This is a genomic window from Bacterioplanes sanyensis (genome assembly GCF_002237535.1).
Lineage (GTDB): Bacteria > Pseudomonadota > Gammaproteobacteria > Pseudomonadales > Oceanobacteraceae > Bacterioplanes > Bacterioplanes sanyensis_A.
Genome location: NZ_CP022530.1, coordinates 892,144 through 917,830 on the forward strand (window position 1 = coordinate 892,144; position 25,687 = coordinate 917,830).

Consider the following 25,687-nt stretch of genomic DNA (forward strand, 5'->3'; position numbering starts at 1 on the left):
ACGGCCTCCTACATGCGGAATACGCCGAAGCGGCTGGAGCAGGCTTCGGCTTGATAACAGCTAGACAGTGCCAGCCCCAACACCCGACGGCTATCGGCCGGGTCGATCACACCGTCGTCCCATAGGCGGGCCGAGCTGTAATAGGGATGGCCTTGGCGCTCGTATTGCTCTCGCACCGGCTGCTTGATGGCTTCTGACTGCTCATCGCTCCAGCTTTGGCCTTTTTTCAGTGCCGCTTGCTGTTTTACCTGCGCCAATACGCCGGCGGCTTGCTCACCGCCCATCACAGAAATACGAGCGTTGGGCCACATAAACATAAAGTTGGGGTCGTAAGCGCGGCCGCACATGCCGTAGTTGCCGGCACCAAAGCTGCCGCCAATCACTAAGGTCAGTTTTGGCACATTGGCACAGGCCACGGCGGTCACCATTTTGGCGCCATGACGGGCAATGCCTTCGGCTTCGTATTTAGGGCCGACCATAAAGCCGGTGATGTTTTGCAAAAACAGTAAGGCAATCCCGCGTTGGGCACACAGCTGAATAAAGTGCGCGCCTTTTTGTGCCGACTCAGAAAACAAAATGCCGTTGTTCGCCACTATGCCGATGGGCATGCCATAAAGGCTGGCAAAACCACATACCAAGCTAGTGCCAAAACGGGCCTTAAATTCATCGAATTCAGAGCCATCGACCAGCCGCGCAATCACTTCACGCACATCAAAGGGCTGGCGGGTATCGCTAGGGATAATGCCGTACAAGTCATGAATATCATGGCGCGGCGGCGTAATCGGCTGGCTCGGTTCTGGGCTGGCCGGCCAATTCAGCCGAGCAACGGCTTGGCGTGCCAGCTGCAGCGCATGGGCATCGTTTTCTGCCAGATGATCCGCTACGCCAGACTGCTGGCAGTGCAGCTCACCGCCGCCCAACTCTTCGGCACTGACGTCTTCGCCGGTGGCCATTTTTACCAGTGGCGGACCAGCCAGGAAGATAGTGCCTTGGTTGCGCACAATAATGGATTCATCGGCCATCGCCGGCACATAGGCACCGCCTGCGGTACAAGAGCCCATAACCACAGCAATTTGTGGAATGCCAGCGGCACTCATATTGGCCTGATTGTAAAAGATGCGACCAAAGTGATCGCGATCGGGAAAGACTTCATCCTGGCGTGGCAGGTTAGCACCGCCAGAATCGACCAAATAAATACAGGGCAAACGGTTCTGACGGGCAATATCCTGCGCCCTGAGATGTTTTTTCACCGTGATGGGGTAATAACTGCCGCCTTTGACCGTGGCGTCGTTGGCTACCACCATGCATTCAACGCCATGAATGCGACCGATGCCCGCCACCACACCAGCGGCAGGCACATGTTCATCGCCGTACATATCATGGGCGGCCAGCTGGCCAATTTCTAAAAACGGGCTGCCAGCATCCAGCAGTTGTGCGATGCGCTGGCGCGGCGGTAATTTGCCACGCTCGATATGGCGTTGCATGGCGGCCTCACCGCCGCCTTCAGCAATGCGACGCGCTTGCTGGTTAAGGTCATCAACCAAAGCCTGCATATGGGCACGATTTTTTCCAAAGGCAGGGCTTTTTAGCTCTGCCCGGCTGTTGAGCACAGGCATTACAGATTCTCCTGCAACATCTCACGACCGATCAGCATGCGCCGCACTTCTGAGGTGCCAGCACCGATTTCGTACAACTTGGCATCACGCAGCAGACGGCCGGCATCGTATTCATTGATGTAACCATTGCCGCCCAACAGTTGAATGGCATCCAGTGCCATTTGCGTGGCTTTTTCAGCGCAATACAGAATCACACCGGCAGCATCTTTACGGGTGGTTTCACCGCGATCACAGGCCGCGGCGACGGCATATAGATAGGCGCGACTGGCGTTCATGCTGGTATACATATCGGCCAGCTTGCCCTGCACCAGCTGGAAGCTACCAATTGGCTTACCAAACTGTGTGCGCTCGGCAACGTAGGGCTTAACGATATCCATGCAGGCTTGCATGATGCCGGTCGGGCCACCCGACAGCACCACACGCTCGTAATCAAGGCCGCTCATCAATACCTTCACGCCCTCGTTTAATGTGCCAAGAATGTTTTCCACCGGCACTTCAACGTTATCGAATACCAACTCACAGGTGTTAGAGCCGCGCATGCCCAGCTTGTCGAGCTTAGGACTGCGCGAGAAACCGGCCCAGTCACGTTCAACGATAAAGGCGGTAATGCCGTGTGGACCTTTATCAAAATCGGTTTTGGCGTAAATCACGTACACATGGGCATCTGGGCCATTGGTGATCCACATTTTGCTGCCATTAAGCACATAGTGATCGCCTTTTAAGTCGGCGCGCAGTGTCATGGAGACCACGTCCGAGCCGGCATTGGGCTCACTCATAGCCAGCGCACCAATGTGCTCGCCGCTCACCAGCTTGGGCAAGTACTTTTCTTTTTGCGCTTCAGTGCCATTGCGGTGAATCTGATTCACGCACAGATTCGAGTGCGCGCCGTACGACAAGCCCACTGAGGCCGATGCGCGGCTAATTTCTTCCATCGCGACGACATGGGCCAGATAGCCCATATCGGCACCACCGTATTGCTCGCCGACGGTAATACCCAACAACCCCTGCTCGCCAAAGCGGCGCCACATCGGCATTGGAAATTCGTTATTTTTGTCGACATCCGCCGCAATCGGAGCCAATTCCTTTTGCGCAAAGCCATGGACCTGTTCACGCAACATATCCAGGGTTTCGCCCAGGCCAAAGTTAAAGTCTTTCATGGCCAACCTCCTCAGGTGGTTGTAACAGTGATTAAGTTATTATTTTTGCAGTTGATGGGGCTCTAGCGCCTGGCGAGCTTTTAGCTCGGCATCGTCTAGCTCTTCCATCATGCGTTGAATATCGTGCAGCTGTTGCTGCAATTGCTGGCGGCGGCGATCAATGGCCGACAGCAGTGACTCCAGCTGCGGCCGATTGGCCGAGGGGTCGTACATATCAATCAGCTCACGGCTTTCTGCCAACGACAGACCCAAGCGCTTGCCGCGCAAAATCAGCTTTAGCCGCACCCGATCCTGGGGCGAATAGATACGGGTTTGCCCCTCGCGCTGGGGGCTCAGCAGCCCTTCCGCTTCGTAAAAGCGAATGGTGCGGGTGGTGATATCAAACTCGTCGGCCAGGTCGCGAATACTGTAATGGCTGCGTTCTTTCACGCTCATGGGTGCTCACTCTTCGTTCTTACGTTTACGTTAACGTAAACTAAAAAGCGGCGACAATGGTGATGGCCCGAATAGCCCTATGGGTGAATGAGTGCAGCCAACAGATGCCGTTAGCGATATTGAAAGGAATGGATATGCACTGTGCCTGCAGTACTGCCCGTAGGCTAAATTACTGCCGGCACAATGGAGAGCAGTAGCAATGCGGCCATGCTGAGGTTGAAGGCTTTTTGCCGTTTAGGCGGCTGCAAGTAGCGCTTTAATAGCCGACCAAACACCAGCCACAACAGGCCGGTGGGAATGGCGGTGGCCAAAAACACGCCGGCAAACAGCAGCGCCTGTTGCCAAGGCACGGCATCGACCGAGCCATACACAGCCACCGCACCCGTGACCATCATCCAGGACTTACCATTGATCCATTGCAGCAGCGCTGCTTTGGTAAAACCGATGGGCGCAGGTTTTTCTTGCTCCAGCTGGCTCACCGGTGCCGTAGCCAGCAGCCAAGCCAAATAAGCAATATACGCCAGGCCCAGCCACTGTACCCAGTCGACCAGGCCTGTGCCTTGCAAACCGCTGCTGAGGCCAAAGGCCACCAGCCACACCATGGCCGGAAAGCCCAATACAATGCCAGCAAACAACGGCAAGCTGTTGCGCACCCCGTAGTTAGCACCGGCGGCCATCAACAAGATGTTGTTAGGCCCCGGCGTGACCGCGGTAATAAAAGCAAACAGCAATAGAGGAGCCAGTGTCGTCAGCAATTACAGGTATCCGTAGTGCTCAAAGACCTTGCGCAAGCTGGCCACTGGCATGCAACCCGACTTGAGGTACACGTCGTGGAACTGGCGATCCAGCTCGTCGGAGTCCAGCCGTTTTTTATTGGCATCCATGATGTCTTGCTTCAGCTGCCACACCATGCGGTTACCGGTTAAATAGCTGAGCGGATAGCCTTGCTCACTGCTGTACCAGTTAAGCTCAGCCTGCACGCGACCATCGGTAAAGCCGGTGGCGGTTTTAAGCAATTTGGCGGCATTTTCAAAAGGATCATCACTGCTGAAATCCAGATCCAAACCGACCTGCAAATAGTCTTTGTTGCCGGTCATAAAGTACAAGTCGATACCGACCCGCGCGACCAGGCGCAAAATTTCGCGCTTGGTGACAAAACGTACTTCATCCACGATATCGTCACTGACGTAGCCAATATCGAGCATGTAATCTTCCAGCATGGTGGTCCAGCCTTCAGCATGCTCATTGGCAGAATAGATGCGACGAATAAAGGACTCGTGCAACGCCGCCGAGGCAAACTGCAAATGATGACCCGGTGTGCCTTCGTGCACCATCATCATAGGAATACCGAGCTGGTTGTGCTCTGCCAATTGATCTTCTTTCAGTGTCAGATACACCATGCTGGTTTTTTCGCCTTCACGCAGCGCCAGCGGTGGCCACATCGCACCGGCTGGAATCACAGGTTCGAGAAAATCTGGCGTTTGCAAAATACGCATACTTTGCTGTTCGGGCAGCGGGAACAGGGTATTTTGTTGAATAAAGTCTTCAATTTTCTGGCGGTGTTCATGGTAATAATCCAACACCGAATCCAAACGCTCACCTTTGATTTCAGCGGCGTAATGATTATTTAAAAACTCATGCAAATCCGCCTGGCTTGTCGTAGCATCCAGGTCGTATTTTTTCACCAGTTTATCGGTCAATTCCGCCAACAGCTGCTGGGTTTCGGCCATAAACTCGCTGGCCATGGCTGCCAGTTGTGCTGGCGTTTTATCAATTTGTCGTAGTGCCAACAGCTCTTTGACCTTGTCTTCCCCAATGGCAAAATCGTCAATAGTATCGCGGCTTTTTAGTTCACGAAGATAGTCGCTTAGCGCTGCATTACAGGCCTCAATAGCCGCTTTCAGTTCGGCCAGCTTGCCATAGCCAATTTGCTCGGCCCAGTCGTAAATGGTGTCGAACAGCGATGGAATGCCTTCACCTTGCTCCAACTCGGTGGCGCACCAGCGCGTAATGGGCTGGGTAATCACCTGCAGCTCCGTGCTCAGGTAGGCTGGCGCCATTTGCAGGCGTGACAAGATATCGTCCAGGCGCGGCTCTGGCTCACGTTCATCGTTAATAAACAGCTGGAAGATACCAGCACTGATGCCATCGACACCGTTTGGCATGCGACGGCGCTGCGGCTCGCCGTGCTGCTGCAGGTTATGAAAAAACAGATCCAGCTTCAGTGAGCGCTGCATCAGCTCAATATCCAGCTGCTGCTCAAAACCGTCGGTTTCTACTTGCTGCAGCTGCTCCAGCAGCGCTGCTGCCGCTTGCATATGCTGCTGCTCAGCTTCCAGGCTAGGGTCGCCCAAGCGATCAGAGTCTTCTAACACACCCAACGACAGTCGGGTATCCAGGTCGCTTAAAACGTGCTCACGGTAGGCTTGCTCGGCTTGACGAAAGGTCAGCATGGTTATTCTTCTCCAAAATCTGGGGCGCTGAAGTCGATAATCCAGCGCGATGGCGGCAGGCTAGAGCAAATTGAGGGGAGAGGGAAGGCCTGCGGTGCTGCCTTACACAATAAAGAGCGATGTCGTAGTAGAATGGCTGCTCGCATCACTGATAGCCAGTGCTCTTATTCGATGAGTTAGGAGATGCCATAGCGGCAGGTCCTGTAGGCACCTGGGTAGCGTTTTAGTACAGAGTGCATCGAAGTGGATATACAGAAGATTGTGACTATGAGCAGGATTTCAGGGGCATAAATAATGGATTGGATTACTGTTGTTGATAAGACAGTGTATGAGGGTGGGTTGCATAATTCGATACCTGCCTTGCATACGTTTATTCTTGTACTTCTGATGAATTTGGCAGCTGTATACCTTGCTTCACGCAAGAGTGTAGGCTTTGCATGGTTTGTGAAAAAGTACCGTAAGTCGAAAGGCATCACTAATTTTTTGCTGCTATTGGTGAGACATAAATATTTAGGCATTCGGTTGCTTCCCTCCGCTATCTTGCTAGAAGCTGTTTCACAACTTCTTTAGCACGATCATCATGCAGGCGGCGTGAAAGAAGGCTCGATACATTGAGAGCTTTCTTTCCCATCGAACCACTAATCGCCGATAATTTCCAAGCCAAGCAAAAGTGCGCTCTACTTTCCAGCGACGGTCGTACCTTCTCAGCTTTCTACCATCTTGCAGCGGCGCTTTTCTCCTGTTTCGACGATGTGGACAAATGAGATCAACGCCCCGTTTCTTTAACGCCATTCGCAGAGGATCAGAGTCTGCCGCTTTATCGTAAATCAAACGCTTCACCTTGCTCTTGCCATAGGAAACATTTAACAAAGCCTCAATCAGATTGACCTCCGCCGGTGACGCTGAGCCAAGTGTCAGCCCGATTGGAATGCCTTCGCCATCGACGACTATCATCCACTTCGACCCCTTACCACGCTTGGTTTTTCCAACACCGAGGCCCCTTTTTTTGCGGGTGCAAAACTACCATCAGAAAACGATTCTTCCCAATTTAACCGCGACTGTTGATCCAGAACGCGAAGAAGCTTACGCCAGGCTTTGACCCATGCACCTTGCTCTTCCCAGTACTGAAGGCGGCGCCAGCAGGTACTCGGTGAAGGATAGCGCTCGGGTAGATCACGCCAGCGCGCACCTGAACGTAAGACCCATAAAATGCCCTCGAAACAGGCTCGATTGCTGATAGGTTTGGGACCCCCTTTGCCACGAGGCAGGCTGGGTAAACAAGGCTCAATGTGTGCCCACTGTTGGTCGGTCAGTTCTGAGGTTGAACGTTTCATGGTGGAGGAGTTGAAGCTGATAGTTTTGATTATTATATCGGACTGAAGGTTATGAAACAGCTTCTATGCATATTGATTCGTAGCGTGATATACAACCTGGTAGTCGATCAACCACACAATTTAATTGTATTAAAAGAGGCCATTGCACGCGGAGAAGGGAAGTGCATTAGTGGTGAATTTCACTACTTCGACGAAGTAAGAGTTAGGGACAATGGTGGTATAACATCAAAATTTGACGCTATACACTTTAAGAGTGGCCAAAGATTTTTGTTAGGAAATTTTGACAATGGCTGGTGTCTGAGGGCTACTCATCCCGACTCAGTCATACGTAACGATATGCTAGAAACACTGGGATCTACATATAATGCCGAAGTGAAAATATGCTGGATAAACGACTTATTTGATAATCTCGGTCAGTCTAGGGGCCCAGAGTACGGTAAATGTATTTATGAAATCAGTGTGCGCAAGGCGGCTAAAAAGTAACTGCTATTAGTAGTTCGAATAATGGGAAAGGCATCAAATTCTACATAATGCTTCATCGTTAAAACACCGTTCTATAGGCCTAACATACTGCTTTTGCTATCAATATGACCCAGTGTTCAGGTAATGTGCATCTATTTGGAGCTTTTTTAATTTCCCACTTGAAGACACTTCAAGTTCTGTGGAAGAAAAAGATACAATGGTATAGCCACTCCAATTGGATGGTAGAGTAGTGCTAAGTGAGAATACGCAGGAGCGTTAAAACCATGCGCACAGATACACAGCCTACAGCCATGCCTAATACGCCTGTGCTCGGCCCCAACGACAAGGTGGTGCTGTTTGATGGAGTGTGCCGCCTGTGCGCCGCTTGGGCCAAGTTTTTAATTCGGTTTGATCGGCAAAAACAGTTTCGTTTGGCTAGCGTACAGTCGTCTGCAGGCCACGCCTTGCTTAAGCACCATGGTTTACCAACAGATCAGTACCACACCATGGTATTGCTCGAAGGCGAGCAGGTGTATACCCAGTCCACGGCTTTTTTACGCGTGATGAGACGCCTGCCCTTTCCATGGCCATTCTTTAATATTGCGCTGATTGTGCCAGGTCCCATACGCGATTGGCTGTATGATCGCATTGCGCTGAATCGCTATCGTCTGTTTGGCCGTTACGATACGTGCGTATTGCCAAAAAAAGATCACAACGCCAGGTTTTTAGATGACTAATATCTCATTTTGCTACGCCTTGTGCCGGGTGAGCGTTGCATTTGTATGGCTGTATCACGGGCTAGTTCCCAAGCTGTTGTATATGGATGCCAACGAAGTAGCCATGAGCATGGCAGCAGGGTTTTCCCATGCAGAGGCTGTGTTGCTCGCCAATATTGCAGGCGTCGCCGAGGTGGGCATGGCACTGGCTGTGTTGCTATGTTGGCGACAGCGCTGGCCGCTGCAACTGACGGTTGTAGCAATGATACTGTTGCTGGCGATGGTGACCTTTGTAAAACCCGTTTTATTAACTGGCGCATTTAATCCGGTAACGACCAACGTGACAGCAGCTGTATTGGCGTATTTAGGTTTGCAACTGCAGCCTAATCGTAGCTCTCATAATCCGGGTTAGACGTATCCAGTACTAGTGTTATGAAGGGCCGGTTCTCTCCTGCCACCGTCACCTAGTTCTAATAGCTTGCTGCACTCGCGCAGAGCTGCACAAAATTATTCAGAGGTTTCTTCAGTGATCATTGTTGTCCGCCATGGCCAAACAGAATGGAATGTTAACAAACGTTTGCAAGGTTGGGCCGACTCACCACTCACACCTCTCGGGGTCGAGCAAGCTCATCATGTTGCTAAAAGGCTACAAGAGCTAATTCAAGGCCGCCCGGCGATGCTTCACTGCAGCCCTTTGGGCAGAACCCTTACCACAGCCGACATCATCGCAACGCGCCTGGGTGAGGGTGTAGAGATTCAGGTTGACCCACGTCTTAAAGAATATTCCTTTGGTCATTGGCAAGGGTTTACCACAGAGCAGGTGAAGTCAGAGTTCTCGCTAGAGTGGCAACAACGCCAAGCGGATAAATGGAATTATGTGATCCCTGATGGGGAAAGCTATGCATTGGTGTCAGATCGTAGTCAGCACTGGCTGAACAGCCTTAGTGATGAGGCAGCGGTCATTGCGGTGACTCATCAAATGACCGGCCGAACCATTCGCGGTGCCTACCTCGGTCTATCTCACGAACACACCATGGCACTGGCGCACGAAAACCATCAAATCTGTGTATTGGACAACGGCCAAGAGCAGATCGTTGATGTTTAAGGCACCTCTGAATAATTCTGCACAACTCTGCGCGAGTGCAGCAGACGTTCAGAACGAGGCGGTGATGGCAGGAAATGGCCAGCCCTTTTCAACATCGCCAACGACGTTATAGAGGCCTGCAGCCCGCGCTCTGAGGGGATCGAATTATTCAGAGGTGCCTTAAATCCTTTGATAGGCTGTCGCCGATTAGACAGGCTGCCATCAATCCCAGCAGAGCGGTACTATTAATGGACCACCTGTATTTTAAGGAATCATATGAAAATCACCGAGCCTGATGTCTTGACCGCTATTGAAAGCGGCAAGAAAGTCACCGCCATCAAACTGTTGCGCCAGAGCCGAGGCATAGACTTGGCGCAAGCCAAGCAGCTGATTGATGAACACTGTGGCGATATCACTCCAGCCAACCGCTCTGTCGATGGCAAGCCCCCATCGGCTGGCTCGCCGCTGCTACTCGCTATTGGGTTGTTGTTCGTCGGCTATTTTCTGTATCAGTTAATATTGGCGTAATTCTTGGGAACCTCCGGATCATTCGACTCCTGCTATGGATAGCAAGAGGAGTCCGGGTATGAAACCGGTTTGCCATACAATCCAGCAACAGAAAATCAGTGACACTAAGCTACAGCTCCAGCCTTCCGCTTAGGGCGTGGGCGTGGGCGTGGGCGTCGGCAAGGGCAGGGGAACGAGCGAGATGGGGGGATAGGAGAGCTGGATAGAGCGCGAGATAAAAGCGCTGGATAGGGCGCGTACAGCAGGCCTCTAGGTAGTCTTCAAATGCAACATCGCCAGCAGGGTATTCCTAAATACAACAGCACGGGATAAGGGCTATGAACGAAAGCAGTTTTCTTAACATCGATCTGGATCTGGAATCCGAGCATGATTTACGCCCACTGGCACAGGCCTGGGGCGATGACGTCTGTGTGTTTCGCCTAGATAACGACGACGGCGTTTGGCGCGGTTCGTTCGAAACCATGGAAGAGGACGCCGAACAGATTATCGACAAATATCACCAGCTGGTAACGAAGCTGTCACCACCATTAAGAGCCCTATGGGATAGCGCCCATCAGCGGGTTTTTGATATTGGTTTCCAATCTGGGGCAGAGCCGCGCTTGTATCGGTCGGTTTTGTCTGCGCAAGCCATTAGCAAGATCGAAGAAATGGGTGGCAGTATCGCCGTTTCTATTTACGCGAATAACGACAATTAGCCAGTTTGAGTCTCACCTTGTTAATATCTATGTATTCAGTCTTTTTTCTTTCAACCGGCGACTGGCTGAATCTCCAGGGCGCATCTACTAACTGCATCGATTGACAAAATCATTCGCACACCGTCGTTGCCTATCACCGCAATATTCACGTTTTCGTCAGAGCCTTACGGTGACTGGCCATACCAGTAAGAAGTCGATAGGATGCAACAGATACGATCAAACAGTAAGGAGATCTCATGCACTATAAAGAGTACAAGGTAGTCCACATCGTTGAAGGTGGATTGGGTACCATTTTCTTGGGCGCATCTGGAATACCCATTAAAAAGATGGAAACCATGCTGAATAAAGAAGCGGCTCAAGGTTGGAATGTGGTGTTCCAGTTGGTTGAGCAAAAGCGTTTCTTATTATTTTGGCAACGCGAAGCTGTTATTGTCACACTGGGACGATAATAACACCTGCCGTTTCTCGTAGCCTGTTTAGGAGCGCATATGGCATCACAACAACTGATTGACGAGGAAGAGGAACGCATTCGTCAGCTAGTTCGAAAACTTCCCGACGAACAGCGTGCTTCTTTTTATCGACAAACGGAGCAACAGCTGAAAGACCCAGACACCTATGCAACCCTCAACTACATATTTATTGCTGGGTTGCATCACTTCTACCTAGGCAAGTGGACACGCGGAATAATAAATATTGTCATATTCTGGCTGGGTGTTGCTTTGCTGTTTTCACCACTGCTTTGGCTCGGCATTTTGGTGATCATCGCCATCAGTGTGTTTGAGCTCTATGAGTTGTTTCGGGCACAACGTATCGTTCAAGAGCATAACAACGCGTTAATGCTCGATATTTATCAACAGATAAAATCCACCTGATTTACCGATAATAGGGCAGACACCTGCTGCCCTGTTTTATAAATTTCCTGACAGATAGCTACTATGCATGCCTTCATAGAAGCGATTTGAGCCCACATTTCTGCGGCTATATAAACATCGTTAGTGCCCCCGCTGTCGCATACAAACCCAAGCCGAACAACACATGGTTGATCAAACTCCCCCATCTGGCTTTGGTGGGAGATGGCGTGCGGCTAGCGGCAAAGCCAGCACCTAACGCTGGCTGTAATAGCAAGAATGGAAACAGCACCGTCATCACACCAAATAATAGGGCAGGCATAATGACTGGCTGATACAACCAATCCACTCCTTGCCAGACAATCAAAGCGCCAGCAAAGACAACGCCAATCACATAATGCACGCACCAACCGAGCAGTTGCTCACCAGGCACTGGGTCCGCCTGACGGATGGAGGCATGAGTGAACTTTCCGAAGCGCATATGTCCGATCCAACGCCCAACACTGGCGTAATCAGGTACAGTGGCGCCAAGCAGCCGGCGGCGCAGCTCGTTTATCAGGTCGGTCCACAGCGTCGCTCCGACACCGACCGCAACAATCAGCCATATTACCGTCATCTTTTTTCTCCTATTGGTTCCTATCGGCGTGACAGTGCTATGCTGCAACTTAAAGTCGACTTTAAGTCAAGGGTGCTATGGATATTTCACAAGTTGCCAAACAGTCCGGTCTAGCTGCATCAACTTTGCGCTACTACGAGCAGAAGGGATTAATTCAATCTGTGGGGCGCCGTGGGTTAAAACGTGTGTTTTCCTCGGCAGTGATGCAGCAACTGGCGTTGATTTCACTGGCCCAGGCAGCTGGCTTCAGCCTGGATGAGATCAGCCGCATGTTTAACGATCAAGGTGAAGCAAACATAGATAGAAAAAAACTACGCCAAAAAGCCGATGAAATTGATCTAAAAATCAATCGCTTACAGAAAATGCGCGATGGCCTTAGACACGCTGCAAACTGTTCAGCCGAAAATCACTTGCAGTGTCCAAAATTTGTCAAACTTCTCGATTTGTCTATCAAGGCGAATAAAATGAAATAGTTTTCTACACTGCTGAAAACTATTTCATTTTTATCCACAGAGAGTACTCTCACAGCCACCTAGCACTATAAAAAATGGATAAAAAAGCCCCTAAAAGGGGCTAAAAAAGCATATCGACGCCAAACTGATCGTATTTTGATCAAAAAAAGCTATCAAAAACACGCTAGTTCAAATATTGGTCAATAATCCCCTGCAAACGCCCATCCGACTTCATCGCCGTTAAAGACTGGTTAAAGGCATCCACAAATGCCTGCGAGGACGATTTACGACTGATGAGAAAGTAAATGTCGTCAGAGTAGACGGTGCTGTGTGTTTCTACCTTGTCGCTTAACCCCAACTCTTTAAGGCCAGCGGCCGCGGAGAACGGGTCGGCAAGAAAGCCATCCAGACGCCCGGCAGCGAGCTTTTTGTAATTGGTCACGTCATCGCCGGCGCTGTTTAATTTCGATTTGAATGCCGCATCCTGCTCCAGTGCTGCGTACTCCTCACCATAGTAATAACCACGGGCAACGCCCAGGTCGAAGTCCATGCCAGCAATGTCTTTCAGGCCGTTGATGGCGCCATAGTTTGCCGACTGGCCCGCGCCGACAAACAACACCACCGACTCGGTACGATAGGGCTGTGAAAAGTACCCGTATTGTTCTCGTTCGGCGTTGCGCGAGGCGCTGGCGGTCATGTCCACCTTGCCTTGTTCAATTTCCAGCAGCAACCGCTTCCACGGGCGCTGCACAAACTCCACCTTGCAGCCCATGTCGGCCAACACCGCTTTGGCGATATCTAGGTCGAGCCCTGTGTATTCGCCGCCTTCTTGCACTGAATAGGGGGCCCACGGCTCCCAACCAATACGCACCTGCTCTTTTGGGCAGGCAGCTGCTGCAGCGGCAACTAAGCCAACAGACAACACTGGCAACGCCAACCAATTAATTAATGTCATAGACACTCCTTCTTATTAGTTGTCAGCGCCGAAGCTGGCCAACTGGCTTAGCCCGACTATTGCAGTTTAGGTACTGCGCTGTGCCGCGAGGCCGCCTGTCAGGAAAGTTCTTGCGCCTTATCGGTCACCATTGCCCGCTAAGACGTTGTCAGTCCAGCAGCGACATGAGCGTAGCCTTAAACAGCGCCCGCTTTGCACCTTTGCCTGCAGCCAGCGCCGTATGCTGTGGTTTTCTACTCAGAGGATGACGATATGAAAAAGTGGGCACTCACCTTGGCAGTACTGGCAGGCATCTGTGCCTCAGCGCAAGCCAACGACGGTGACGGTGGCGGTGGCGGTGTGGGCGGTATTGGTACCTGGCTGTGGAAAAAGAACGGCGATGCCATGGGCGCGACGGCCATCATTACAGACGCCGATGGACAAACTGGCGCCTTGCAGCATCTGCAACAGCATGCGTTTACACGGGTATACGGCTCTTATGGCAATGCCGTACTTGAGCAACGCCAGGCATTGGCGCACTGGAACCAAACTCTGGCCAGTCATGGCATCGAATCCCAGTATCTAATGGCCAGCAACCACTGGGCTTTGCCCGGAGGCCAAACCAGGTTGCTCGATAAAGTGAGTACTCACTTTATCGCCTTTCAGCAAGCGGTGACGGTGGAGCAGCGGTTTCAAGCGCTGCACTTTGATATCGAGCCACACGCGCTCAGCGAATGGAAACAGGCCACACCAGAAGTGCGCCGCCAGCTGCTATGGAATCTCGCGCATGCTCTGACGGCGGTGCGCCAGCTTCTCGATCGCCATCAGCTGCAACAAGTGCGCATCTATGCCGACATTCCAACCTGGTACGATAGCTCTGCCAAAATCGCTTGGGCGGATAACGGTTCGGCTTATTTTGCCACACTGGCGCAGGCGATCGACGGGGTATCCATCATGGCCTACGAACGCGACCAGGCCGATTCGATTCTCAACGCCACTGTGTTTGAACGCTCACTGCAGAGTGAGCAGTTCCGGGTGCGGCTGGCGGTCGATGTGTCCGATACCTGGCCCACACCGGAGCACATGAACAGCGTTATCAGCACGCTGCAGGCACAAGGCGCTGCGGTGGACGTTCACGATTTCACCGATCATTACTATTGGCTCAACAGCCAGTAGGGCGGTTACTGGGCGGTCGCGCGTTTCAGGCGGTCATGAATGGCCAGCCAATCCGGCTGCTGTGGTGGCGTCAACAGCCACAATTCGCGGCAGCCGTGCTGATCCATTTCGTGCAGCGCAGCGTACAGTTCACGACCATAACCAACGGCGTCGGCGGGCAATAAGCGCTGAGGCTGTGAGGCAAACTGCTGCAGCCACTGGCCATCGTGGGCCAGTACGCCAATGTCGTCTTGCGGCTGTGCTTCGGCCGTCACCAAGCGTAGCGGCGTGCGCGGCTGATAGTGAGCCTTCACATTGCCCGGCACCACCGCCGTGTGTTGCTGCGGCATCTGTACCGGCTGGCCGAGTACCTGTTCGATTTGCGCTTGAGTGATGGGGCCGGCACGCAAAATACGCACCTGTGGGCCACTGACATCAACAATGGTCGACTCTAAGCCCCATTCACACGGGCCACCGTCCATCACAGCTTCAATGCGGCCATCCATCCCCGCCAATACCTGCGCCGCCGAGGTGGGGCTGAGCGACTTGTACAGATTGGCCGAGGGCGCCGCAACACCGCCGCCAAAGGCCTGCAGTAGTTTGCTCAGCAGAGGGTGACTCGGTACCCGAATGCCAACGGTCGGCAGGCCACCTGTGACTTCCAATGGCACCGACTCGGCCTTGGGCAACAACAACGTCAGCGGCCCAGGCCAAAATGCATCGGCCAGCTGTTGCGCCATCGCAGGCACCTCACTGGCCCACTGTCGCAACTGCGCGCCAGAGCCAATGTGTACGATCAGCGGATGATTGGCCGGGCGCTGTTTGGCCGCAAAGATGCCATTTACCGCCTCCGCGTTGCTGGCATCAGCGGCCAGGCCGTAGACAGTCTCCGTCGGAATAGCCACACGGCCACCGCGGCGCCAGATCGCCAAAGCCTGTTCAATGTCCGCATCACTGGTGCCCAGCTGCAGCGTTTGTAGAGAAGGATGTGAGTCGGCCATTAAGGGTTACACAATGCACAAAAATAAGGGTCGGCCAGGCTGCTGACAACCTGCTGCCGTTCATGCTGGCAGCGATTGCAGCGCCAGTGCTGCACACGCACCTGCCGGGTCGGCGCGGAGCATACCGCACAGGGCAAGCCAGTGGTGTGTGAAGCGACGCTAAAGCCCGGATAGTCACAATCAGGGCATGCAGTTTTTAGCTGTTCGGCCAGATTAGCAGCGGCTTGAGCAATGCGTTGTCGCCGCAGTGGGCTGTGCAGCGCACGAAAGTCCGGCTCCAATACCAGCGGCCAGTCGTCGTCCGTCAGCAGCCTGGTTAGTTCGCCGGCATGATACAGGCCTTTATGAATCACGTCAGGTCGGCGCAAGATCCAACCTTGCTGCGGATACTGTTGTAATTGTTGCTGCAGCTCTTGTGCGTTCTCGGCGCGCAGCATGGCCAGCGCCATCGGTCCTTCGGCTTTGGCCACGAGCTGGCAATCGTGCTGGCGGTCGTATAACACCAACAGCTCGGTGTTCCAGGTCACTCCCGCCAAACCCGTAGCGAAGCTGCCCTCGCTGCCGAGGCCCCAATCGCTGTGGGTGAGTTCGCACGCCAAACGCGCTTTGTGTGCGGCGCATTCGATCGGGCTGAGAGTGCGCTCCACATCGCCGGCAAAGGTGCCGAGCTGGTCGGTGTCAAACTGCGCGTATTCATGCAGTTCGATGCCCAACGGCTCCAACGCAGGAGCGATGCAGCCGCGTTTTTGGTGTTGGCTGAGCAGGGTCACTTGCTGTGGCAGTGGCGCCATTAAAAGTAGCCTTCGCGCTTTTTCTTCTCCATCGAGCCGACTTGGTCTGTATCCAGTAAGCGCCCTTGGCGCTCACTGGTACGACTGGCGAGCATTTCGGCGATGACTTTTTCCACCGTGTCGGCTTCGCTTTCTACCGCGCCGGTCTGTCGATAACAGCCCAGTGTGCGGAAACGAATCATGCGTTCCTGCAGGCTGTCACGCTCACTGGCGCTCAGATACGGCAACATGCGCTCGTCATCGAGGCCCAAAATCTGCCCACTGGCTTCATCGATCCAGCTCAATCGTGGTTTTGCTAGGTACAACTGCACGATGTCGATGTTCTCGCGCAGGATGTAAAGCCAGATATCCAGCTCGGTCCAGTTAGAGAGCGGAAATACCCGCACCGACTCACCGCGGCGAATCTGGCCGTTGTAGATCGACCACAGCTCCGGGCGCTGCTGCTTTGGGTCCCATTGATGGGTGGCGGTGCGAACAGAAAATACGCGCTCTTTGGCGCGCGACTTTTCTTCGTCGCGACGGGCGCCGCCGAGGGCAGCGTCAAAGCCGAAATGATCCACCGCTTGTTTCAGCGCCACGGTTTTCATCTGATCGTTGTATTTGACCGAGCCAGATTCTATTGGATGCACACCGGCATCCAGGGCTTGCTGGTTAGTGTGTACTCGCACATCGAGCTGATGCTGCTGCGCCAACCGATCGCGAAACTGCGCCATTTCGGCAAATTCCCAGGTGGTATCTATGTGCAGCAATGGGAAAGGCACACGCCCTGGGTAAAACGCTTTGCGCGCCAGGTGCAGCATCACCGTTGAGTCTTTGCCGATGGAGTAAAACATGCACGGGTTGTCGAAGCTGGCGGCCACTTCACGAATGATGTGAATGGCCTCCGCTTCTAGCTGCTGTAAGTGTGTTTGCGCCATCAGGCCGCACCCCGCTGCTGCTCTGTTTGTGCCAGCCATTGCTGCTGATAATAGCGCTCGACACTGCCGTGCTCGCCCAAGCGGAACAAGAACAGCCAATCATTATCGATCAACTGGCGCACATGCTGATGACGCTGCACGATGTCGGCGATGGCATCGCGCGGTGCATCGATGTAAACACTGATGCGCAGCGGCTGATGCATCCATTGCTGGCCGTCGTGCAGCGACTGCAGCGACAAACCAATGCGCAAGTCACCGCCATTGCCTTCAAAAACCCCGAGATGGCCGCCAACAACATTGTGCAGCACCTTGTTGCCACTGCCGTATTTGAGATTGTCGGTCACCGACGCGTTGTATTGCATGTTGATCCAATGGGTCACCACCATCGGTGCCGTCATGATCAGCTCCAACACCGAAAAGTCTTGGTCTTGCTGCCAGTGGTAGTCGTGCAAAAACACACGCCCCTGTAAATCGAGGGCGCGAGTGCGCGCACGCGGCGCCACAATAAACGCACCATTGCCCGCCAGCCCCCATTCAGGCCGCACTTCTGACCAGTCTTGGCTGCGCTGGCGAATGTTGGCGTCCAGCTGCGCGTCGTTGTTCAGACCCAGCGCCTGCGCGCGTTCTTGCTGCGCCTGCTGCTTGGCGGCCTGCAGCCAGCCAGCTAAGTCGGCTTCTGCGGTGGCGTCGAACAACGTGATGTCGTCTGTGGTGGTGTTGTGCAACGCAGCGATAAACACCACATCATCGCCAATATCATGGCCGAGTTGGCGCAGTTCGATCCGAATCGTTTGATCGTTTAATAACCGCGCCAACACACGCACGTTTACCTCGCCGGTTTGACCACCACAGGCCCCGCAATCCAACCCTGCGGCATGGGGGTTGTTGCGGCTGTGACTGCCGTGTCCGACCAACAATACCGTCGGCGCAAAGCGCGTCAGCCCCATGGCACCCAAGATGCCATGCGCCAGTTCTACCTTTTCTGCCAGCGTCAGTGGGCGCTCACCTTTGCTCAATAACCATGGGCCGTTGCCGGGCTCCAGCGCATTCAAAGCGTGGTAGTCACCAGCGGCGGGCCAGAAGCTGTTTTTTAACAGTTTGAACAGCGACCACCAACCAGCACTTTCGACCATGCTGAAAGACGAACTGGCGCTGCTGCCCCATTGCTGAAAACGCAAACCACCGACCTGAGCTTGTTGACGACGCTCGCCCAATGCTTGGCCATCTGGGCCGGCTTCGGTTACCCGAATGGCAGCGCGCAGCAAACCCGGTAATTGCGGGCGCACACTGTGGCCGCCGGCTGGCGCATATTCCAATGGCAAGCCAAAGAAACCCGCAAAGCCCAGGGTTTCGATGCCGTTGTGTTGTGCTTCCAGCGCTCGGCGAATCACTTCTGAGCGCACGTCGATGCAGAACGCGGCCTGCACGACGGGGCGCTCTCTGTGCTCTCGTGCCTGCCAGGACTGTGGCTGCTGCAACTGTTGCTGTAAGTGCTGTTGATAGGCCAACTCAGCCGCTCGTTGCCACACCCACATGGGCTCCAGCGCTTGCTGATGTTGCTGTAACAGGGTCGGCAACAGCGTCAGTTGCTGCCGCCACTGGTGCTGCCATTGGCGTACTTGCTGTGGTTGGCGTTCAGTGTGATAGCGCCATAACACCAGCTCCCAAGCCAAGCGGATGGCCAGCAGCTGGGGCAAATCATCTTGCTCCTCGTCGTCTAAGCGTGTCTGCCAGCGCTCATAAGCCAGCCATGAGGCCCAGCCGTTGATGTCCAGCAGCAAGGCGTGGCCATAATCGCTGAGGATGTCGTCATCCAATTGCAGTACCTGAATCGCCTCCGCCAGCAACTGCTCATAGTCTTGCGGTAGCGCTTTAAAGGCGTCCATCAGATCACTGCTGGCCATTAAAATGGCGATGCCGCGGTCTTTCAGCGTGACATTGAGCCAATCGCGATAGAGGTTATCACTGGCCGGCACTGCGCCGTCGTCTTGGTAACGAGCGGCACAGAACTGGCTGATCTGGTGGGTAATTTCATCCCGCCAAGCCACCTCATGCTGCTGGTCACGGCCAGCATCGAGCCAGTCGCTGATGTTGTGCCAGTGGTTGAGCTCTGGCGTTTGCTGCAACGCTTTGAGCAAACTGGCTTCGCTGCCGCGGTAGTGCAACTCCGCAGCCGCCTGACTGAGGTGCTGACTGCTGATGCTGCTGCGCTGCCACAAGCTGGCGTAGTACTCGCTTGGCATCAACACATTGGTGCTGGTCAATGCCGACAGCTTGGCCGCAACTTGCTGCAGTGGCTGATCGCGCATTTCCCACCAAGGGTTTACCGCAATCATTTGATCCAATGGCCAACTAGGTGCGATGCGTTGGCCAGCGGCGATCAGTGCTTGTTGCTGCTGAGTCGTCAAAGTGAGTTGGCTCATGCGGGCGCTCCTTATTTGGCGTTAGTGGCGTTATTGGCGTTGGTCAAAGACGGTTTCACCACATGGCGTTTGGCGTTGGCACGCTTAGGAATGCGTGCTGGCCACAGGCGCAAAGTCGTGCGGGTAAACCATTCGTCGAGGTAAAAACCAGCGTACAGGTAGAGGTTGAAGCGCTGTGCAGCCTCACTGCGGCTGCTGCTGAGCCAGCTGCGCAGGGCAAACAACGACAGCACCAGCAGGGCGACCCAAGCGTCGTTCCATAGCGAGACGTGTATCTGATAGTCAGGCAGCAGGCTGGCACTGGTCATTTTTAGCAGGCTGTAAGCGGCCAATAACACCACCGCCAGCACACTCCAGCTGCCCAAGCTGACCTGATCGCGACGCGCCAGCAGCACCGTCAGTGCCAAGCCCAGCAACAACCAGGGGCTGAACGGGCCTTGCGGCGCCACCCACCAAGCAGCCAATGCCACCAACGGCAGGCTGATCGCTGCAGCTAGGGTCCAGTTGGCGCAGTGGGCTCCGCGCTGTGGCAGCCACTGTTGCAACAGATACTGTTGTACGGCAGAACCGGCATTGAGAAAGGCGTACGCCTTGTACAGTGAGTGTGCCACCAGATGCAGCAACGCCAGTTCAAACAGACCCAACGCACACTCCACCAGCATCAGGCCCATTTGCGCGCTGGTCGACCAAGCCAGCCTCACCTTAACGCTGATGCGCGTGGCCATGATTAGCGCTGCCAGCACCGTGCTGATACCCGCCACCAGCAACAACAACCACTGCGCAGGCTGAGCCAGCAGCAGCAGCGGTGCAAAGCTGATCAACAGGAAACCACCGAGGTTAATCACCCCAGCGTGCAGCAATGCCGACACCGGAGTGGGTGCCTCGACCACTTGCATCAGCCAGCCGTGCACAGGCAACTGCGCGCATTTGATCAGCGCCGTGGTGGCGATCAGCAGCATAGCGACCTGCTCACTGATGGTCAGCGCGGGTGCTGAGCCATATGCGGCGACAATGTCAGACAGATAGGCGCTGCCGTGTACCTGATACAGCAGTACAAACGCGACCAATAAGCAGCTTTCTGCCAGCCGCGCCAACAGGAATTTTTTGTGTGCCCCGAGCGCTGCACGTGGCCGTTCGGGGTAAAACATCAATAAGTTATGCAATGCCAGGCTGATCAGTACCCAACCGAGCCACATCAGCGCCAAATGATTGCTGATGATCACCAGCATGACCGCTGCCAGCGTCAACTGCAGCCACTGGGCGTAACGCCAGGCGTTGGCTTCGCCGTCCATGTAACGCTGCGAAAAGCGCATGATGACCAGCGCCAGCAAACTAATCAGTGCCAGCATCACCAGGGTTAATGGCTGCAGCTGCAGCAATGCCAAAGGCTGCGCACCAGCGATGTAGGCCAGTGTTAGCACGGCGACCAATACCAGCGCCGCAATGGGCGTACTAACCGGTAAGAAGCAGCGTCCACGCTGACCACGGCTCTGCAGCGCACCGACAACAAATAACGCCGGTATCGCCAACAGCAGCAGGGTGGTGATCGAATGTGTGAGTACCCAGTCCATGATGCCTCCCGGATAGAGTGATCGTTTTTTAGACGGTTTCAGTATCCGGGCGTAGATTGCATGAGTAAAATAGATATAAATTAAGTTTTCGTTCTTTTTAAGTGAATGAAGGCTTTTTCAGAAAGCGCCTTTATGATCAACGACAACCGGGCCATCAGGCCTCGAGACGACCCTGGAGGGTGTGATGAGCCGTTTGAACTATCACCATTTGTATTACTTCTGGCAGGTGGCGCGCAGCGGCAATCTCACCCGCACCGCGCAGCAATTGCACGTCTCACAATCGGCTCTATCGTCACAGATTCGCCAGCTCGAGCAAAACATGGAGGTGGAGCTGTTTGAGCGCCGCGGTCGTCAGCTAAACCTGACCTCAGAAGGTAAGCGAGTGCTTACTTATGCGGAGGATATTTTTCGCAAGGGTGAAGAGTTGGAGTCCTTGGTGCGCCGAGGGGTGCAGCCAGAATATCAACAACTGCGCATTGGCATGTTGTCGACCATGTCGCGTAACTTCATTGAGCACTTTGTATCGCCGCTGATTCACAAACCCAATGTGCGTTTCAGCCTGCACGCGCGAGGCATGACCAATCTGCTCGATGGCCTGGCACGCCATCAATTTGATTTGGTGCTGACCAATGCACAGGTGCCGGTCAGCGGCGATCAGCAATGGCAAAGCCAGCGCTTAGACCACCAACCGCTGGCCATTGTTGGGCCGCCAGCTCTCAAACCTGAAACAGATTTTCCACAAGGTTATCAACAGATGCGTTGGGTGTTGCCCACCGCACAAACCGAGCTGCGCGCCGCCTTTGATGGCTTTTGCAGTTTGTATCAGTTTGAGCCCGATGTGCTCGCCGAAGCCGACGACATGGCAATGCTACGCTTGTTGGCCCGTGACAGCGGCGCCTTAGCGCTGTTGCCAGAGGTGGTAGTTCGCGATGAAATCGCCAGCGGCACACTGGTGAGTTTTATGACTTTGCCCAACGTGCATGAAAACTTTTACGCCGTGACCATTAAGCGCCAGTTTGTGGCGCCGGTACTCACGGAGTTGCTGAACCGGCAGCCACTGATTGCAGAGCACAGCGGCCAATCCGACTGACTAAAACGGCAGATGAACCAATGCGGCAAGCTAGCCACCGCTCAATTTAGCCTGGCGCCAGCAGTAAGCAAACTGATTGCTGCGCCGGGTATGATTGGCGGACAGCAACAGTACAACGGCAAACGCCAGTGCCAGCAGCTCCAACACCCAACCCGACCCACTGCTTATCTGTGCCAAGACGCCCACAGGCAGCAACCCAGCGCTCCATGACACCAAGGCAATGGCAGCAAAGGTCGCCGCGCAAAAACGTTTTAATTCCACCACAGCCCTGGCGGCGCGGCGCCAAAATGCCCACAGCACGCAGCCAGCAAACACTAAATAATAACTGCCGATATAAACTGCATTAATTTGGCTGCCGTCGGTGCCTGGCAGCAGTGGCCACAAGCGACCAATCACCATGGCACTGGCGATACCGGCCATGCAGCCGTAGCAGACGCCCAAGGTGAGGGCCGTCATATTGCTTAACACACGCGGCGACGACTTTTTTTGCTGCCGTCGTTTTTCCAGCCACAGCAGGTTGCCACTGTAAAACAGATACGCGCCGCCCAAGCCCAGAATAAAATACACCCAGCGCGTCCACTCGCCGCCGTAGCTACCAAAATGTAGCGAGAAAAAGCTGCTGACGACGCGCCCCCAAATGCCTTCTGCACCAGTCGGGTTGGTGCTGTAAGTGACCTGCAGGGTAAACGGATGCAACATCAGAATGTCGCCCACCGGGTTGATCATCATGCGATCGTTGTTGACCAGCTCCAGCCGCGCCGACGGGCGCAGCGTGCCGAGTCCAGAAAAGTGTATGCCGTGCAGCTGGTAATCCGGCATCTGTTGCCCGGCGACGGCTATGAATTCCGTCAGCGGCGGCAACTGTTCGATGGCATACGGCGCTGCGTCGGGCTGGCCGTGCTCAAACAGCGGCCGGTCGTCGTAGACCGCACTTAACCCGGCGTAAAACTGATCGTGAAAGGCAAAAACCACCACGGTAAACGCAATAATGATGTGAAATGGCAGGCTCACCACACCGACTAAATTGTGCGTGTCGAGTAAAAAACGAAAACGCCCTTTATTGTGCCGCAATGCCAAAAAACTGCGCGCTAGAGTCGGCAATAGAAAAATCACACCCGACACCAACGCCAAGAAATAGGCGATGGCCGCGACGCCCATTACGTATACGCCCAAATGTTCGTGACCCAGCTCGCCCGCAATGCCTGCAGTGCGATGCAACTCATCAATCAGTTTCGCCAACTGATTGCTGTGCGCTGCGTAATACTCAACCTCGCCATCGTTGAGACTGGCGTAGTGCAGCTCTGTCGCACTGCCCAGTTCAGGCCTTCCTTGGTGCCAGCTCAATAGTGGACCCTCGCCCTGCAAAGCGACACTGATACTGTCCATGCTGTCTTGGTGCTGGCGGATGGTCTGTCGCAATAGCGCGTCCAACTCAGCCACTTCGGTAGGCGCATCGCCACCAACTTGATGTATGCCGGCATCTGCCCAGCGCTGGATATCGCTCTGGAACATGGTTAATGCGCCGGCAAAAAAACAGATAAACAACAGCAACCCAGTGCTGATGCCCGTCCAACTGTGAATCGCTTGGTAGGTTCTAACAATCTCGCTACGGATTTTCATCGCTCTGTCACCCCATCACACGTAGGGCAATAAACAGCCCCCAACACATACCATTGGCCGCGCCCAATACCTTGGCAGCCGTCTGCGCACGGTCAAATAAATAGCTCAGGCTAAAAACGGTCAGCCAGATGGGCGTCACCATCCACATGTTGAACTGCACCTTGGCGCCATCATGCAGGCCGCCCGGCCCATACCAGGCAAATAAGGTCACCACGCCGTAAGCCAGCAGCAGCCCACCCAGTAAGCCAACGCTGGTTTTTGCCCACCACTGCGAAGGTTGGCGTGAGTGCTGGCGCCGAGTGTTGGCAGAACGCTCAGTCATGCTGCTCGCTCCCAACGCCCGTGAGGCGTGCTTGGCTGCGCTTGGCGAGGTACAGCAGCGCCGGTAGCAGGAATGCCTGCATCATCAGCTGTGAGCACCAATAGATGCTGGTGCTGATGCCCTGACTGGCAGCGATGCCAAACAACACCAACAGCAGCAACACACTGGCGTTAAACACGCTGCGGCTGAGGGGCGTATGCAGCACGACTTGATTGCGATGGCTCAGATAAAACAGCAGCACAGCGGCCGAAGTCGCCAGGGTGAGTAAAAGATGAGTATTGATGAGCATGATGAACCCAAGTGGCTTGATCTAGACAATGGAGAACTGGAGTTGGCCTCCTTTTATTCAATGATAATGATTTGCACTAATGATTATGTATGGTAAAAGTGCACGTTATCTACGGTCAAAATGCACATCTGCGCAAAGCCCCAGCGGCGAGCAATTGGCCGATGATGGTGTTGAATGCAATCAGTGACAAACAGAGCAGGACCGTGACAGACAAACAACGCTTATTGATGGTGCAAGACCCCCTGCCGGACTCCAGCGGCCGCTTGTGCTTATTGCGTTTGCGACCCGGCTTGTCACTTAAATACGAGGATTTATCCATCGCCAAAAGCCAGAAATTGAGCATGGCGTTTGAAACCGGTATCCGCATGGTGTTTGCCTTTCAGGGCGCCACCCATATTCGCATTGGCCATCAAGAAATTTGCTTTGATAGCAACTCGCAATTTTCTGCAGCCTTATTTCCGGTGCTGGAAAATTCACTGGGCTACAAGCAATTTAATGTTGAAAGAAACAAAAAAGAATTGGTGATTTTTCTTACCAAAAGATGGCTGGATAACGCCCTAAGCAGCGATGATTTATCCGCCATTAACGAACTCATTAGCGAGAATTTACGACCGTTTTATTTTGGCACAACGCCATTAATCGAGCGCCAACTGGCTCATATCTGCAGTGAGACGTTTTTTGAGCTAAAGCCATTGCAACAGGAATACACCTGCTTGAGCTTAATTCACGAAGTCATACAGTTGGTACTACCCAATCGCAGCCGCAACAGCAATGAACGACTGACTCAAATCGCCGATAAAATCGATGTGATTTTGTCGATGGACAGCAGCCATAAACTGTCCATAAAACAGATTGCGCATCAGTGCCACAGCAATGCCACCACCATACAAAGAGTATTTAAAAAGCGCCATGGCATTACCCTCGGTAATTACCGGCGCCAACTGCAATTGCAGCGTGGGCATTCGGCTTTGCGGGCAGGGGCTTCTGTTTTGGAAGCCGCGCAAATAGCGGACTACACCCATTTGCAAAGCTTTAGCGATGCCTTTCGCGCCGAATTTGGTTGCCTGCCCAGCGCGATTAAGCGCGACTGCAAAGGGACTCAATCGACGTCCTAACCACGCAGCAAACGATAATGCCTCTCATTTGAGTTAATCCCGTCCTGTGGTACCGTCGCCGCC

Annotated in this window: 28 protein-coding genes and 1 pseudogene; 12 read left to right on the forward strand and 17 right to left on the reverse strand. The window is 53.8% G+C overall.

What is annotated here, in order from left to right; genetic code table 11:
* Window positions 1–8 precede the first annotated feature (8 nt).
* From CHH28_RS04165 to CHH28_RS04185, 5 genes are all read right to left on the reverse strand, one after another.
* Window positions 9–1,616: a carboxyl transferase domain-containing protein gene (locus CHH28_RS04165; RefSeq protein WP_094059123.1), complete on the reverse strand. Its 1,608-nt coding sequence runs from the start codon at window positions 1,614–1,616 to the stop codon at window positions 9–11.
* Entirely contained in the window at window positions 1,616–2,773 is a 1,158-nt protein-coding gene (locus CHH28_RS04170; protein WP_094059124.1) for an isovaleryl-CoA dehydrogenase, read from the reverse strand. The genes CHH28_RS04165 and CHH28_RS04170 overlap by 1 nt, the downstream gene beginning before the upstream one ends.
* 39 nt (window positions 2,774–2,812) lie before the next feature.
* A complete protein-coding gene (locus tag CHH28_RS04175; RefSeq protein ID WP_094059125.1) occupies window positions 2,813–3,208 on the reverse strand; it encodes a MerR family transcriptional regulator in 396 nt (131 codons plus the stop codon).
* Window positions 3,209–3,372: 164 nt separating this feature from the next.
* Window positions 3,373–3,963, reverse strand: a complete 591-nt coding sequence (locus CHH28_RS04180; protein ID WP_094059126.1) for a LysE family translocator — start codon at window positions 3,961–3,963, stop codon at window positions 3,373–3,375.
* On the reverse strand, window positions 3,964–5,661 hold the full coding sequence (locus CHH28_RS04185) for a DUF885 family protein (protein ID WP_094059127.1): 1,698 nt from the start codon (window positions 5,659–5,661) through the stop codon (window positions 3,964–3,966).
* Between the two features lie 294 nt (window positions 5,662–5,955).
* On the opposite strand from CHH28_RS04185, the gene CHH28_RS04190 reads away from it, so the two are divergent.
* On the forward strand, window positions 5,956–6,231 hold the full coding sequence (locus CHH28_RS04190; RefSeq protein WP_094059128.1) for a hypothetical protein: 276 nt from the start codon (window positions 5,956–5,958) through the stop codon (window positions 6,229–6,231).
* Here CHH28_RS04190 and CHH28_RS04195 read toward each other — a convergent pair.
* Window positions 6,217–6,645, reverse strand: a pseudogene (locus CHH28_RS04195) (IS5 family transposase); the annotation flags it as partial. The gene CHH28_RS04190 and the pseudogene CHH28_RS04195 sit on opposite strands and share 15 nt — an antisense overlap.
* Window positions 6,612–6,995, reverse strand: a complete 384-nt coding sequence (locus CHH28_RS20535; protein WP_094058567.1) for a transposase — start codon at window positions 6,993–6,995, stop codon at window positions 6,612–6,614. The gene CHH28_RS20535 and the pseudogene CHH28_RS04195, both read right to left, overlap by 34 nt.
* A 746-nt stretch (window positions 6,996–7,741) precedes the next feature.
* Here CHH28_RS20535 and CHH28_RS04210 point away from each other — a divergent pair.
* The 7 genes from CHH28_RS04210 (at window position 7,742) to CHH28_RS04240 (ending at window position 11,352) form a co-directional block, all read left to right on the forward strand.
* A complete protein-coding gene (locus tag CHH28_RS04210; RefSeq protein ID WP_094059130.1) occupies window positions 7,742–8,194 on the forward strand; it encodes a thiol-disulfide oxidoreductase DCC family protein in 453 nt (150 codons plus the stop codon).
* Window positions 8,187–8,585, forward strand: coding sequence for a DoxX-like family protein (locus CHH28_RS04215; RefSeq protein ID WP_094059131.1), 399 nt, complete (start codon window positions 8,187–8,189; stop codon window positions 8,583–8,585). Before CHH28_RS04210 ends, CHH28_RS04215 begins: the two co-directional genes overlap by 8 nt.
* 114 nt (window positions 8,586–8,699) lie before the next feature.
* Window positions 8,700–9,278: a histidine phosphatase family protein gene (locus CHH28_RS04220; RefSeq protein WP_157729771.1), complete on the forward strand. Its 579-nt coding sequence runs from the start codon at window positions 8,700–8,702 to the stop codon at window positions 9,276–9,278.
* 255 nt (window positions 9,279–9,533) lie between these two features.
* Window positions 9,534–9,785, forward strand: a complete 252-nt coding sequence (locus tag CHH28_RS04225; RefSeq protein WP_094059133.1) for a hypothetical protein — start codon at window positions 9,534–9,536, stop codon at window positions 9,783–9,785.
* A gap of 317 nt (window positions 9,786–10,102) precedes the next feature.
* Window positions 10,103–10,480, forward strand: a complete 378-nt coding sequence (locus CHH28_RS04230; protein WP_094059134.1) for a hypothetical protein — start codon at window positions 10,103–10,105, stop codon at window positions 10,478–10,480.
* Window positions 10,481–10,716: 236 nt separating this feature from the next.
* On the forward strand, window positions 10,717–10,929 hold the full coding sequence (locus CHH28_RS04235; protein ID WP_094059135.1) for a DUF4177 domain-containing protein: 213 nt from the start codon (window positions 10,717–10,719) through the stop codon (window positions 10,927–10,929).
* Between the two features lie 39 nt (window positions 10,930–10,968).
* Window positions 10,969–11,352, forward strand: a complete 384-nt coding sequence (locus tag CHH28_RS04240) for a hypothetical protein (RefSeq protein WP_094059136.1) — start codon at window positions 10,969–10,971, stop codon at window positions 11,350–11,352.
* A gap of 106 nt (window positions 11,353–11,458) precedes the next feature.
* On the opposite strand, the gene CHH28_RS04245 is transcribed toward CHH28_RS04240, so the two are convergent.
* A complete protein-coding gene (locus CHH28_RS04245; RefSeq protein WP_094059137.1) occupies window positions 11,459–11,944 on the reverse strand; it encodes a DUF2938 domain-containing protein in 486 nt (161 codons plus the stop codon).
* A 77-nt stretch (window positions 11,945–12,021) separates the two neighbouring features.
* Between CHH28_RS04245 and CHH28_RS04250 the strand changes: the two genes are divergently transcribed.
* A complete protein-coding gene (locus CHH28_RS04250) occupies window positions 12,022–12,417 on the forward strand; it encodes a helix-turn-helix domain-containing protein (RefSeq protein WP_094059138.1) in 396 nt (131 codons plus the stop codon).
* Window positions 12,418–12,580: 163 nt separating this feature from the next.
* Here CHH28_RS04250 and CHH28_RS04255 read toward each other — a convergent pair whose 3' ends face one another.
* Entirely contained in the window at window positions 12,581–13,351 is a 771-nt protein-coding gene (locus CHH28_RS04255) for a substrate-binding periplasmic protein (protein ID WP_094059139.1), read from the reverse strand.
* Between the two features lie 252 nt (window positions 13,352–13,603).
* Between CHH28_RS04255 and CHH28_RS04260 the strand changes: the two genes are divergently transcribed.
* Window positions 13,604–14,506, forward strand: a complete 903-nt coding sequence (locus CHH28_RS04260; protein ID WP_094059140.1) for a hypothetical protein — start codon at window positions 13,604–13,606, stop codon at window positions 14,504–14,506.
* Window positions 14,507–14,511: 5 nt separating this feature from the next.
* On the opposite strand, the gene CHH28_RS04265 is transcribed toward CHH28_RS04260, so the two are convergent.
* From CHH28_RS04265 to CHH28_RS04285, 5 genes are read right to left on the reverse strand one after another with little or no spacing between them, the layout of a single operon-like run.
* On the reverse strand, window positions 14,512–15,486 hold the full coding sequence (locus CHH28_RS04265; RefSeq protein WP_094059141.1) for an L-threonylcarbamoyladenylate synthase: 975 nt from the start codon (window positions 15,484–15,486) through the stop codon (window positions 14,512–14,514).
* Complete coding sequence (locus CHH28_RS04270) at window positions 15,486–16,277, reverse strand: DUF6671 family protein (RefSeq protein ID WP_094059142.1); 792 nt, start codon at window positions 16,275–16,277, stop codon at window positions 15,486–15,488. The genes CHH28_RS04265 and CHH28_RS04270 overlap by 1 nt, the downstream gene beginning before the upstream one ends.
* Window positions 16,277–17,194, reverse strand: coding sequence for a sulfate adenylyltransferase subunit CysD (gene cysD, locus CHH28_RS04275; RefSeq protein ID WP_233243737.1), 918 nt, complete (start codon window positions 17,192–17,194; stop codon window positions 16,277–16,279). Before cysD ends, CHH28_RS04270 begins: the two co-directional genes overlap by 1 nt.
* Window positions 17,194–19,617 (reverse strand): YbcC family protein, encoded by a 2,424-nt coding sequence (locus tag CHH28_RS04280; RefSeq protein WP_094059144.1) that lies wholly within the window; start codon window positions 19,615–19,617, stop codon window positions 17,194–17,196. The genes cysD and CHH28_RS04280 overlap by 1 nt, the downstream gene beginning before the upstream one ends.
* 11 nt (window positions 19,618–19,628) lie before the next feature.
* Window positions 19,629–21,188: an NADH-quinone oxidoreductase subunit L gene (locus tag CHH28_RS04285; RefSeq protein WP_094059145.1), complete on the reverse strand. Its 1,560-nt coding sequence runs from the start codon at window positions 21,186–21,188 to the stop codon at window positions 19,629–19,631.
* 184 nt (window positions 21,189–21,372) lie between these two features.
* Here CHH28_RS04285 and CHH28_RS04290 point away from each other — a divergent pair, with 184 nt between their 5' ends.
* Window positions 21,373–22,278 (forward strand): LysR family transcriptional regulator, encoded by a 906-nt coding sequence (locus CHH28_RS04290; protein WP_094059146.1) that lies wholly within the window; start codon window positions 21,373–21,375, stop codon window positions 22,276–22,278.
* A gap of 30 nt (window positions 22,279–22,308) precedes the next feature.
* Here CHH28_RS04290 and CHH28_RS04295 read toward each other — a convergent pair whose 3' ends face one another.
* The 3 genes from CHH28_RS04295 to CHH28_RS04305 are packed head-to-tail and all read right to left on the reverse strand — an operon-like array spanning window position 22,309 to window position 24,509.
* Window positions 22,309–23,898, reverse strand: coding sequence for a PepSY-associated TM helix domain-containing protein (locus CHH28_RS04295; protein ID WP_094059147.1), 1,590 nt, complete (start codon window positions 23,896–23,898; stop codon window positions 22,309–22,311).
* Between the two features lie 7 nt (window positions 23,899–23,905).
* On the reverse strand, window positions 23,906–24,220 hold the full coding sequence (locus CHH28_RS04300) for a hypothetical protein (protein ID WP_094059148.1): 315 nt from the start codon (window positions 24,218–24,220) through the stop codon (window positions 23,906–23,908).
* The gene (locus CHH28_RS04305; RefSeq protein ID WP_094059149.1) at window positions 24,213–24,509 is read right to left on the reverse strand and encodes a hypothetical protein; all 297 of its coding nucleotides are present in this window, start codon (window positions 24,507–24,509) and stop codon (window positions 24,213–24,215) included. The genes CHH28_RS04300 and CHH28_RS04305 overlap by 8 nt, the downstream gene beginning before the upstream one ends.
* A gap of 203 nt (window positions 24,510–24,712) precedes the next feature.
* Here CHH28_RS04305 and CHH28_RS04310 point away from each other — a divergent pair, with 203 nt between their 5' ends.
* Complete coding sequence (locus CHH28_RS04310) at window positions 24,713–25,624, forward strand: helix-turn-helix domain-containing protein (RefSeq protein WP_157729772.1); 912 nt, start codon at window positions 24,713–24,715, stop codon at window positions 25,622–25,624.
* Window positions 25,625–25,687: the final 63 nt, after the last annotated feature.

What these genes read in the sequence shown, in the direction of transcription:
- CHH28_RS04165 (WP_094059123.1), bottom strand. Translation starts at nt 1,616, where the DNA reads ATGCCTGTGCTCAACAGCCGGGCAGAGCTAAAAAGCCCTGCCTTTGGA.
- CHH28_RS04170 (WP_094059124.1), bottom strand. Translation starts at nt 2,773, where the DNA reads ATGAAAGACTTTAACTTTGGCCTGGGCGAAACCCTGGATATGTTGCGT.
- CHH28_RS04175 (WP_094059125.1), bottom strand. Translation starts at nt 3,208, where the DNA reads ATGAGCGTGAAAGAACGCAGCCATTACAGTATTCGCGACCTGGCCGAC.
- CHH28_RS04185 (WP_094059127.1), bottom strand. Translation starts at nt 5,661, where the DNA reads ATGCTGACCTTTCGTCAAGCCGAGCAAGCCTACCGTGAGCACGTTTTA.
- CHH28_RS04190 (WP_094059128.1), top strand. Translation starts at nt 5,956, where the DNA reads ATGGATTGGATTACTGTTGTTGATAAGACAGTGTATGAGGGTGGGTTG.
- CHH28_RS20535 (WP_094058567.1), bottom strand. Translation starts at nt 6,995, where the DNA reads ATGAAACGTTCAACCTCAGAACTGACCGACCAACAGTGGGCACACATT.
- CHH28_RS04210 (WP_094059130.1), top strand. Translation starts at nt 7,742, where the DNA reads ATGCGCACAGATACACAGCCTACAGCCATGCCTAATACGCCTGTGCTC.
- CHH28_RS04215 (WP_094059131.1), top strand. Translation starts at nt 8,187, where the DNA reads ATGACTAATATCTCATTTTGCTACGCCTTGTGCCGGGTGAGCGTTGCA.
- CHH28_RS04225 (WP_094059133.1), top strand. Translation starts at nt 9,534, where the DNA reads ATGAAAATCACCGAGCCTGATGTCTTGACCGCTATTGAAAGCGGCAAG.
- CHH28_RS04230 (WP_094059134.1), top strand. Translation starts at nt 10,103, where the DNA reads ATGAACGAAAGCAGTTTTCTTAACATCGATCTGGATCTGGAATCCGAG.
- CHH28_RS04235 (WP_094059135.1), top strand. Translation starts at nt 10,717, where the DNA reads ATGCACTATAAAGAGTACAAGGTAGTCCACATCGTTGAAGGTGGATTG.
- CHH28_RS04240 (WP_094059136.1), top strand. Translation starts at nt 10,969, where the DNA reads ATGGCATCACAACAACTGATTGACGAGGAAGAGGAACGCATTCGTCAG.
- CHH28_RS04245 (WP_094059137.1), bottom strand. Translation starts at nt 11,944, where the DNA reads ATGACGGTAATATGGCTGATTGTTGCGGTCGGTGTCGGAGCGACGCTG.
- CHH28_RS04250 (WP_094059138.1), top strand. Translation starts at nt 12,022, where the DNA reads ATGGATATTTCACAAGTTGCCAAACAGTCCGGTCTAGCTGCATCAACT.
- CHH28_RS04255 (WP_094059139.1), bottom strand. Translation starts at nt 13,351, where the DNA reads ATGACATTAATTAATTGGTTGGCGTTGCCAGTGTTGTCTGTTGGCTTA.
- CHH28_RS04260 (WP_094059140.1), top strand. Translation starts at nt 13,604, where the DNA reads ATGAAAAAGTGGGCACTCACCTTGGCAGTACTGGCAGGCATCTGTGCC.
- CHH28_RS04265 (WP_094059141.1), bottom strand. Translation starts at nt 15,486, where the DNA reads ATGGCCGACTCACATCCTTCTCTACAAACGCTGCAGCTGGGCACCAGT.
- CHH28_RS04270 (WP_094059142.1), bottom strand. Translation starts at nt 16,277, where the DNA reads ATGGCGCCACTGCCACAGCAAGTGACCCTGCTCAGCCAACACCAAAAA.
- cysD (WP_233243737.1), bottom strand. Translation starts at nt 17,194, where the DNA reads ATGGCGCAAACACACTTACAGCAGCTAGAAGCGGAGGCCATTCACATC.
- CHH28_RS04280 (WP_094059144.1), bottom strand. Translation starts at nt 19,617, where the DNA reads ATGAGCCAACTCACTTTGACGACTCAGCAGCAACAAGCACTGATCGCC.
- CHH28_RS04285 (WP_094059145.1), bottom strand. Translation starts at nt 21,188, where the DNA reads ATGGACTGGGTACTCACACATTCGATCACCACCCTGCTGCTGTTGGCG.
- CHH28_RS04290 (WP_094059146.1), top strand. Translation starts at nt 21,373, where the DNA reads ATGAGCCGTTTGAACTATCACCATTTGTATTACTTCTGGCAGGTGGCG.
- CHH28_RS04295 (WP_094059147.1), bottom strand. Translation starts at nt 23,898, where the DNA reads ATGAAAATCCGTAGCGAGATTGTTAGAACCTACCAAGCGATTCACAGT.
- CHH28_RS04300 (WP_094059148.1), bottom strand. Translation starts at nt 24,220, where the DNA reads ATGACTGAGCGTTCTGCCAACACTCGGCGCCAGCACTCACGCCAACCT.
- CHH28_RS04305 (WP_094059149.1), bottom strand. Translation starts at nt 24,509, where the DNA reads ATGCTCATCAATACTCATCTTTTACTCACCCTGGCGACTTCGGCCGCT.